Genomic DNA, 813 nt, shown 5'->3' with positions numbered 1-813 from the left:
TCAGATGGTGGAACAGAATGCCTTCCTGCAGCGGCGCCAGCGGATAGATATCCTGGATGTTGGCCGCCCCGCCCGGCACGGCGGCAATGATGCGGTCGATATCGGCCTGTTCCAGACTGACCAGCGGCAGCAGGTCCGGCGTAATGGCCGTGCAGCCGTCAGGAATGCGGTTGGCCGGAATGACCACTTGCTCGGCCTGGCTGCCGCTGTCGGCCAGCACCGCCAGACCGGCCAGCGTCGGCGCGCTGAATAGGGCTCGCACATCAATGTTCAAGCCGGCTTGGCGCATGCGTGCGATCAAGGTCACGGCCAGCAGGGAATGCCCGCCCAGCTCGAAGAAATTGTCGTGGCGGCCGACCTGCTCGATCTTGAGCAGCTCGGACCAGATGGCCGCCAGGGTTTGTTCGGTCTCGCCTTGCGGTGCTTCATAGCCGCGCGCGGCGTAGGCATCGCCGTCCGGCGCCGGCAGCGCCTTGCGGTCCAGCTTGCCGTTGGCAGTCAGCGGCAACGCTTCGAGGTAGACGAAAGCGGCCGGCACCATGTACTCGGGCAACGCCTCGGCCAGATGCGCGCGCAGCTCGTCCACGCTCAGCCCGGCGTCGCCGGTGTAGTAGGCCACCAGCTTTTTAATGCCGGGGCCGTCCTCGCGGGCCAGCACGGCCGTTTCGCGGACCGCCGGATGGCCGGCCAGCCGGGCCTCGATCTCGCCCAGTTCGATGCGAAAACCCCGGACCTTGACCTGGAAGTCGTTGCGGCCCAGGAATTCGATGCTGCCGTCGGCCAGCCAGCGGCCCAGGTCGCCGGTCTTGTACA

Annotated in this window: 1 protein-coding gene; it reads right to left on the bottom strand. The window is 66.9% G+C overall.

From position 1 onward, the window contains the following. The coding region (locus IT781_RS22005) for a phosphopantetheine-binding protein (RefSeq protein WP_228779360.1) at nucleotides 1-813 on the bottom strand (813 nt) is incomplete at both ends.

The organism is Methylobacter sp. BlB1 (genome assembly GCF_015476545.1).
Taxonomy (GTDB): domain Bacteria; phylum Pseudomonadota; class Gammaproteobacteria; order Methylococcales; family Methylomonadaceae; genus Methylobacter.
This window is presented reverse-complemented; position numbering and strand designations above follow the sequence as displayed.